Below are 8187 nucleotides of genomic sequence, written 5' to 3'. Positions count from 1 at the left end.
CCCCGGGCGCCCCGCCGAGACCGTGCGCACCGCCTGTCCGATCGCCTTGCGGGAGCCGACGAGGACGACCAGCCGCTTGGCCCGGGTGACCGCCGTGTACAGCAGGTTGCGCTGGAGCATCATCCAGGCGCTCGTGGTCACCGGGATGACGACCGCCGGGTACTCGCTGCCCTGGGAACGGTGGATGGTCACGGCGTAGGCGTGCGCCAGCTCGTCCAGCTCGTCGAACTCGTACGGCACCTCCTCGTCCTCGTCGGTCAGCACCGTCAGGCGCTGGTCGACCGGGTCGAGGGCGGTGACCACACCCACGGTGCCGTTGAAGACCCCGTTCTCCCCCTTCTCGTAATTGTTGCGGATCTGGGTGACCTTGTCGCCGACGCGGAAGACCCGGCCGCCGAACCGCTTCTCGGCGAGGTCGGGGCGGCCGGGGGTGATGGCCTGCTGGAGCAGCCCGTTGAGCGTGCCCGCGCCGGCCGGGCCCCGGTGCATGGGGGCGAGGACCTGCACGTCCCGGCGGGGGTCGAGGCCGAACTTCGCCGGGATGCGCCGGGCAGCGACGTCGACGGTGAGCCGGCCGACCTCCTCGGTGTCGTCCTCGACGAAGAGGAAGAAGTCCTTCATGCCGTCGGTGACGGGGTGCTGCCCCGCGTTGATCCGGTGCGCGTTGGTCACCACGCCGGACTGCTGGGCCTGGCGGAAGACACGGGTGAGCCGGACGGCGGGGACGGGGCCGCCGTCGGCGAGGAGGTCCCGGAGCACCTCTCCCGCGCCGACGCTGGGAAGCTGGTCGACGTCCCCGACGAAGAGCAGGTGGGCGCCCGGCGGCACGGCCTTGACCAGCTTGTTCGCGAGGAGGAGGTCCAGCATGGACGCCTCGTCGACCACCACCAGGTCGGCGTCGAGCGGGCGGTCCCGGTCGTAGGCCGCGTCGCCGCCGGGCTTGAGCTCAAGGAGGCGGTGGACGGTGGAGGCCTCGGCGCCGGTCAGCTCGGCGAGGCGCTTGGCGGCGCGGCCGGTCGGGGCGGCGAGGACGACCTTGGCCTTCTTGGCGCGGGCCAGCTCCACGATGGACCGGACGGTGAAGGACTTGCCGCAGCCGGGACCGCCGGTGAGGACGGCGACCTTCTCGGTCAGCGCCAGCTTGACGGCGGCCTCCTGCTCGGGGGCGAGGTCCGTGCCCGTGCGCCCCTTCAGCCAGCCGAGCGCCTTGTCCCAGGCCACGTCCCGGAAGGCCGGCATCCGGTCCTCGTCGGTACGGAGCAGGCGCTGCAACTGGCCGGAGAGGGCCAGCTCGGCGCGGTGGAAGGGGACGAGGTAGACGGCGGTGACGGGATCGCCGCCGTCGGGTGCGGGCACCTTCTCCCGTACGACGCCGGGGTCCTCGCCGTCCTCCGGCTCGGCGGCGAGTTCGGCGAGGCACTCGATGACGAGGCCGGTGTCCACCTGGAGCAGCTTCACCGCGTCGGCGATCAGCTTCTCCTCGGGGAGGTAGCAGTGCCCCTGGTCGGTGGCCTGCGAGAGGGCGTACTGCAGGCCGGCCTTCACCCGGTCGGGGCTGTCGTGCGGGATGCCGACGGACTGGGCGATCTTGTCGGCGGTGAGGAAGCCGATGCCCCAGACGTCGGCGGCGAGCCGGTACGGCTGGTTCTTCACCACGGAGATCGAGGCGTCGCCGTACTTCTTGTAGATGCGCACGGCGATGGAGGTGGACACCTCCACGGTCTGGAGGAAGAGCATGACCTCCTTGATCGCCTTCTGCTCCTCCCAGGCGTCGGCGATCTTCTTGGTCCGCTTGGGCCCGAGCCCGGGGACCTCGATGAGGCGCTTGGGCTCCTCCTCGATGACGGTGAGGGTGTCGACGCCGAAGTGCTGCGTGATGCGGTCGGCGAAGACCGGCCCGATGCCCTTGACGAGGCCGGAGCCGAGGTAACGCCGGATGCCCTGCACGGTGGCGGGCAGCACGGTCGTGTAGTTCTCGACGTGGAACTGCTTGCCGTACTGCGGGTGCGACCCCCAGCGCCCCTCCATCCGCAACGACTCCCCCACCTGGGCGCCGAGCAGCGCGCCCACGACGGTGAGGAGATCACCGGCGCCCCGGCCGGTGTCGACCCGGGCGACGGTGTAGCCGTTCTCCTCGTTGGCGTACGTGATGCGCTCCAGGACGCCTTCGAGGGTGGCGAGCCGGCGTTCACCGGGGGCGGCGGCTGCGGACTGGTTGGGCATGGGTCCGACGGTACCCGTGGGGTGTGACAGGGGGTGTCCTGTCCGGCCGGCCCGGCTCTAGCAGCCCGGCTCGACGCCGCTGTTCGTGAACGAGTCGGCGTCGACCGAGTAGCCGGCCCCGGTGGTGAGGTCGGGGCGGTCCTCGTGGCCGTCCTCCGCGAGGCCCTCGGCGGTGAGGAAGACGACCCGCAGGGTCATGTCCTCCTTGACGAAGCACAGGTCGCCGGACGGGGCTTCGGGGTCCGGATCCCATCCGTCCCGTACCGCTGCCCTCCGGTAGTGGGCGGTGACCTCGGCCTCCGTGCCGGGGAAGGCGTAGGTCCGGCCGGCGTACACCGAGACGTCACCGCTGTCCGCCCAGCAGCCCGCGTCGACCTCCTCGAAGCCCCGGGCGACGGTGGCCCCGGCGGGCCGGGAGTCGAGGATGCCGAGCGCGGCCATCTCCCTCACCCGGCCGTCGGTCCCCTCGCAGTCCCTGGTGAGTTCCTGCAACGCGCAGCCGGTGAGCGTTCCGGCCGCGAGCACGGTCGACAGGAGCAGGAGCGCGGGGCGGGTGGTGCCTGTCCGTATGGGCAAAGCGGGCTCCAGGATGCGAGTGGGACGGAAGGGGGCCGCCGGGCAGGGCGGCTGTCCGTGAGACCGCGGAACGGTGTGGCCCGGTTCCACGGAATCGCTCCGAGCAGCGGTGCCAACGGAGTTGCCGTCGTGCCGGTTCCCGCCGGTCCGGGTTCCTTCAGCACCTCGAGGAGGTGGGCGAAGGCGGGAGCGGGGCGGTCCGGCGTTCACCGTACGCGCGGTCCGGCCCGGTCACACGGGTATGAAACCCGGCCACCACGGCGGGACGTTCCCCGGGCACACGGGGTCCGGGTAGGAGTCCGGCACGCCGATCCAGGTGACCAGGAACCACGTGCAGCACACGGTGAACAGGAACCCCGCCGCCAGGGCCGCGCGCCGGTGGCGTCCGCCGAGGACGCCGTACAGGACACCGAGCGGGATCGCCGTGGCGATCCAGATCAGCGGGGCGAGGACGAGCAGGGTCAGGGAGTTCGCCGCCGCGCCGACGCCGATGTCGCACGCCGCCCACACCCGCCCGATGACGACCGTGGAGACGAGCGAGGTGAGCCCTCCGAAGAGGACACCGAACGGGAAGGCCCCGGCCCGGTTCGTCGAAGGGCTCGCCCGCCCCGCTTCCACCATCGATCGGCCTCCGTGGTCGTAGGGGCGGGGGCTGCCACCGACGGGGGTGCTTTGGGGGTGGCAGCCGCCGGCCAGGCAGGGCAGCCGGGGCAAGTACGTGTGGTGCGAGGTGTCGGCGGGCTGACGGGGAGCCGGGCCGCGCGCGAGCCCGTCACGTACGGGCTTCGCCGCCCCGTACATAGGCTCCCGCGCGTGCCGCCGCCGCGGCGGCCTCGGCGGCCCGGTCCGCGGCCGCTTCGTCGAGGGGGGCGCCGGTGGTCAGCAGGCGGTAGTAGAGGGGGGCGGAGACGGCGCGGATCACCTCGTGGGCGTCGGTGCCCTCGGGCACCTCGCCCCGGTCGACGGCCTGTTGGACGCAGGGCGCCCACTCCTCGACGCGGACGTCGTAGAAGCGGTGCAGGGCCTCGGCCGTCCTCGCCTCGCAGGTGGCGGCGGCGATCACCGCCTTGAACAGCGCCCCTTGCCGCGGGTCGGCCAGGGTGCGCCGCACGAGCCGGGCGTTGGCCCTGAGGTCGCCGAGCAGCGAGCCGGTCTCGGTGCGCGGCAGTGACTGCTCGGCCATGTCCAGCAGCAGATCGGCCACCAGGCCGGTCACCGTCCCCCAGCGGCGGTAGACGGTGGTCTTGCCCACCTCGGCACGGCGCGCGACGTCGGCGAGGTCCAGGTGGGCGAAGCCGTGCTCCGCCAGGGCGTCCCCGGCCGCCCGCAGCACCGACGCCCGCACCCGCGCCGTGCGCCCGCCCGGACGGACGGTCCCCGGATCCGCACCCTCGAACTCCATAACGGGACTCCAGTTCCATTAATCGCTCACACCTGTTACGTTGGGGCCCACACTAACGGAACTCCAGACCCGTTAGCCAGATCGTGTGATGGGAGAGGAACAGCCATGGAGTACAGGCAGTTGGGCGCTTCCGGCCTCAAGGTCCCCGCACTGAGCTTCGGCGCCGGCACCTTCGGCGGCCAGGGGCCGCTGTTCGGCGCCTGGGGCACCACGGACGCGCGGGAAGCACGACGTCTCGTGGACATCTGCCTCGACGCCGGGATCACGATGTTCGACACCGCCGACGTCTACTCCGGCGGGGCCTCCGAGGAGGTGCTCGGCGAAGCGATCAAGGGCCGCAGGGACCAGGTGATCGTGTCCACCAAGACCGGCCTGCCGATGGGCGACGGTCCCGGCGACGCGGGCACCTCCCGTTCGCGCCTGATCACCGCGTGCGAGGACGCCCTGCGCCGGCTCGGCACCGACCACATCGACCTGTTCCAGCTGCACGCCTTCGACGCCGGGACACCGGTCGAGGAGGTCCTGTCCGCGCTCGACGACCTCGTACGCGCGGGGAAGGTCCGCTACCTCGGCATCTCCAACTTCTCCGGCTGGCAGGCGATGAAGTCCCTGGCGAGCGCGGAGAGGTACGGCCACCCGCGCTATGTGGCCCATCAGGTCTACTACTCGCTCGTCGGCCGCGACTACGAATGGGAGCTGATGCCCCTCGGGCTCGACCAGGGCCTCGGAGCCCTCGTCTGGAGCCCGCTCGGCTGGGGACGGCTCACCGGCAACATCCGCCGCGGCCGGCCGCTCCCGGCCGGCAGCCGGCTGCACCGGACCGCGGACTACGGCCCGCCGGTCGAGGACGAGCACCTCTACCGCGTGGTCGACGCCCTCGACGAGATCGCGCGGGAGACCGGCAGGAGCATTCCGCAGATCGCCCTCAACTGGCTGCTGCGGCGGCCGACCGTCTCCTCCGTCATCATCGGCGCCCGCAACGAGGAGCAGCTCCGCCAGAACCTCGGCGCCGTCGGCTGGACGCTCACGCCCGACCAGACGGCGAGACTCGACGCGGCGAGCGCCAGGACCGCGCCCTACCCGTACTTCCCCTACCAGCGCCAGGAAGGCTTCGCCCGCCTCAACCCGCCCGTCGTCGCGCCTCCGCCCGCCGCCTGAGGACCAGCGCTGTCGGTGGTGATCAGTAGGGTCGGCGCACCTGACCAGCGAAGGAGCATCGACCGTGAAGTCCCCGGCCGAACTGGACACCATCCAGTGGCAGACACTGACCCACGCCTACGGCTCGGCCGTGGACGTGCCCGACCTGATCAGGGCGCTCTACCGGGACGACGACACGACCGTGGACGAAGCCGTTCACGAGCTGTACGGGAACATCCACCACCAGGGCACGGTGTACTCGGCGTCGGCGCCCGCCGTCCCCTTCCTCGCACACGCCGCCCGGCACGTTCCCGGCAGGCGCGCCGAGCTGCTGATGCTGCTGGCGACGCTCGCCGACCACACTCCCTCGGACACCGAGTCACCGCACTGGCCGCGCAGTTCGGCCGCCGAGGTCTGCGCGGAGCTGTGTCGGGTGCTTCCGGAGCTGCTGCCCTGCCTGACGGACACCGAACGGCCGGTGCGCCGGGCGGCACTCCGTGTGGTCGCGGTTGTGGCGGAGATGCTCCCCGCCGGGCTGTGGGCCTCCGTCGAGGAGCGGGTCCGCGAGCTGTACGCCGGTGACGCGGTCCCGGCGGTACGGGCCGACGCACTGGTCGTCCTGAACCGGAGCGGGCGGGCACCGCTGCCCTTCGACAGCGCGTGGTCCGAGGTCAGGCTGGCGGCGGCCACGCTCGCCGCCGAGCGGTCCGGCCCGCCGTACCCGGCGGAGCTGGTGACGATCCTCGCCGAGGACGGGGCCGAACCCGATCCCGGGGAGGACGACTTCCCGTGGCCGGGCGCCGACAGCCCGGAGTCCCACCTCACCGAGCTGCTGGCCGACGACCCGGACGCCGCTCTCGCCGTGGCGGCCCACTGGATCGACGCGGGCGACCTGGGCTCACGCGGATCGTGGCTGGCTCGGGAGATCACGGAGGTCTGGCGCGACCGGGAGCCGGAGGTGCTGGATCTCCTGCTCGCCGCCCTGCCCCACCAGCGGGACACCCGCTCGCTCGTCCACACGCTGGACGTCATCGGTCGCTGGGTCGGCCGTCTGCCCGAGCCCGGCGACGAGCTCCGGGACAGGCTGTACGACTACGCCCGTGCGGACGGGGAGACCGCACGGCCGGCGCTCCTCGCCCTGGTCCGCTCACGTGACCCGCGCGCCCTGGAGGTGCTCCTGCGCCGCTCCGACGCCGAGGCGGTCCGGGCGGCGGCGACGGCCTTCCCGGAGGCGAGCGACGAGCTCACAGCGGTGATCCGCGGGGAACTGTCGGCGGGCGCCGCCGGGAACGCGGCCGACGCCCTGATCGCAGCGCTGGAACCGCTCGGTGCTCCCGCCCGGCAGGCCCGGCCCGAACTGGTGGAATGTCTCCGGACCCGCCGGGCGGCCGTCGCCGCCGCCCGGCAACTCGGCCTGGACGGCGCCCTGACCGGAGAGGTCTCCTCCGTCCTGCGGGAGGCCCGGCGAAGCAGCGACGCCTCGCTGCGAGCCACTGCGGCCGTCGCCCACTACCGCTTGACCGGTGACCCCGTCCCGGCACTTCGCACCTTCGAGGAACTGCTCCCGGCGGCACAGGGCCCGACACACCGGCACCTGAGCCTCCTCCAGCCCCTCGGCAGTGCCGCCACCCCCCTGCTCCCCCTCGTCAGGCCGATGCTGACAGCGCGATACGAGTGGACGCGGGCGACCGCCGCCGAGGCACACCACTGGATCACCGGCTCCCCGGACGACGCCGTCCCCGTCCTCGCCGAACTGGCCGGTCCCACTCCGGTCGGTCTTCACGCCCTCAAGGCCCTCGCCGCCATCGGCCGGACACCCGAGGAGTTGCGCCCAGCCCTCCGGGCCTGCGCCTTCTCCCCGCGCCGCCTGCTCAGCGCCACACCCTTCTCCGAGGACCACGAGGACGAGGAACTCCGCGCGGCCGCCTGGAGCTTGCTCACCCTCTCCTGAAAAGCGGGAGCATCTCGGCCTGCGGTGTCCTCGTTCCGCTCATCCGAGTGCGCACGTCGCATTCACCCGCCTGATGCCCACCCTTTTCATCCGGGAGGCGGACACCGCCGCTCAGCCCGTGAGGGAGAAGAAGATCGTGTCCTGGGTGTACCAGTCGATGTTCTTCGTGGAGTACTCCCATTCCTTGTGCTCGAACTCGAGCTTCTCGGCCAGTTCCCCGAGGTCGTACCGGAAGTCCTCGCCCACCCGGTCCAGCACCGCACGGTAGGCGTCGGCGGCCGGCTTGGCCCTGGCCAGCGGGAACATGCCGATGTGCGGCCCGTCCACGGGGAAGGGGATGGGGAAGGGGATCTCCTCGGGCGGCCCGGAGAACAGGTGGTCGTGCAGCAGGAGATCGGCGCTCACGCCCGCACGGCGCAGCTCTTCGTCGAGCAGACCGAAGAAGGTGGAGGGCTTGGAGTAGACACCGAGGTCGGCGGGATCGGAGGCGTTGCAGTCGATGATGTGCTGGAGCGCGCGGTAGTAGGCGCCCGCCGCGTACTCGGCTTCGGAGCTCGCGCGACCGGCCACGAGGTGTTCCAGCGCCTCGGGGACGGTCAGGCCCAGGTCGATGCCCTGCCGCTCCAGTTCCCGCTGGCTCTCCCGCGCCCTCTCACGCATGATGCCCAGCCGTCGCACCTGATCGGGCGTCAGGTCGTCCGCGGCTCCGATGAAGGCCAGGACGTCGGCCTTGTCGGCGGTGCTGTACGAGATGATTCGGCTCATGATCGTCATACTGCCAGCGGCCACTGACACCGGGGACGGGCCCGCGCGTTGACCGCCGGCGGCCGGGAAGGCGACCGGCCGGAGCCCGGCGGGCGGACCGGCCGGCGGCGCGCCCGGGGTGGGTGACCCGGAG

The 8187-nt window shown here is 72.4% G+C and carries 7 protein-coding genes; 2 read left to right on the top strand and 5 right to left on the bottom strand.

Annotated features, from left to right (window positions below; all coding sequences use genetic code 11):
- The 4 genes from B7767_RS29440 to B7767_RS29420 form a co-directional block, all read right to left on the bottom strand.
- On the bottom strand, positions 1 to 2223 hold a 2223-nt coding region (locus B7767_RS29440; protein WP_085574813.1), incomplete at its 3' end, for an ATP-dependent RecD-like DNA helicase.
- A gap of 57 nt (positions 2224 to 2280) precedes the next feature.
- A complete protein-coding gene (locus B7767_RS29435) occupies positions 2281 to 2799 on the bottom strand; it encodes a hypothetical protein (RefSeq protein ID WP_085574812.1) in 519 nt (172 codons plus the stop codon).
- A gap of 231 nt (positions 2800 to 3030) precedes the next feature.
- On the bottom strand, positions 3031 to 3420 hold the full coding sequence (locus B7767_RS29430; RefSeq protein ID WP_073931792.1) for a hypothetical protein: 390 nt from the start codon (positions 3418 to 3420) through the stop codon (positions 3031 to 3033).
- A gap of 151 nt (positions 3421 to 3571) precedes the next feature.
- A complete protein-coding gene (locus B7767_RS29420; RefSeq protein ID WP_085574811.1) occupies positions 3572 to 4201 on the bottom strand; it encodes a TetR/AcrR family transcriptional regulator in 630 nt (209 codons plus the stop codon).
- 105 nt (positions 4202 to 4306) lie between these two features.
- Between B7767_RS29420 and B7767_RS29415 the strand changes: the two genes are divergently transcribed.
- Positions 4307 to 5359 (top strand): aldo/keto reductase, encoded by a 1053-nt coding sequence (locus B7767_RS29415; protein WP_085574810.1) that lies wholly within the window; start codon positions 4307 to 4309, stop codon positions 5357 to 5359.
- A gap of 64 nt (positions 5360 to 5423) precedes the next feature.
- Positions 5424 to 7289 (top strand): hypothetical protein, encoded by a 1866-nt coding sequence (locus tag B7767_RS29410; RefSeq protein WP_085574809.1) that lies wholly within the window; start codon positions 5424 to 5426, stop codon positions 7287 to 7289.
- A 111-nt stretch (positions 7290 to 7400) separates the two neighbouring features.
- Here the strand turns inward: B7767_RS29410 and B7767_RS29405 are convergent, their stop codons facing one another.
- On the bottom strand, positions 7401 to 8054 hold the full coding sequence (locus B7767_RS29405) for a hypothetical protein (protein ID WP_085574821.1): 654 nt from the start codon (positions 8052 to 8054) through the stop codon (positions 7401 to 7403).
- Positions 8055 to 8187: the final 133 nt, after the last annotated feature.

The sequence above is a fragment of the Streptomyces sp. 13-12-16 genome, from assembly GCF_002114215.1.
In the GTDB taxonomy this organism is placed as follows: Bacteria; Actinomycetota; Actinomycetes; order Streptomycetales; family Streptomycetaceae; genus Streptomyces.
This window is presented reverse-complemented; position numbering and strand designations above follow the sequence as displayed.

Excerpts from the sequence above, each read along its gene's own strand:
- B7767_RS29405 (WP_085574821.1), bottom strand. The coding sequence starts at position 8,054 with ATGAGCCGAATCATCTCGTACAGCACCGCCGACAAGGCCGACGTCCTG.
- B7767_RS29420 (WP_085574811.1), bottom strand. The coding sequence starts at position 4,201 with ATGGAGTTCGAGGGTGCGGATCCGGGGACCGTCCGTCCGGGCGGGCGC.
- B7767_RS29430 (WP_073931792.1), bottom strand. The coding sequence starts at position 3,420 with ATGGTGGAAGCGGGGCGGGCGAGCCCTTCGACGAACCGGGCCGGGGCC.
- B7767_RS29415 (WP_085574810.1), top strand. The coding sequence starts at position 4,307 with ATGGAGTACAGGCAGTTGGGCGCTTCCGGCCTCAAGGTCCCCGCACTG.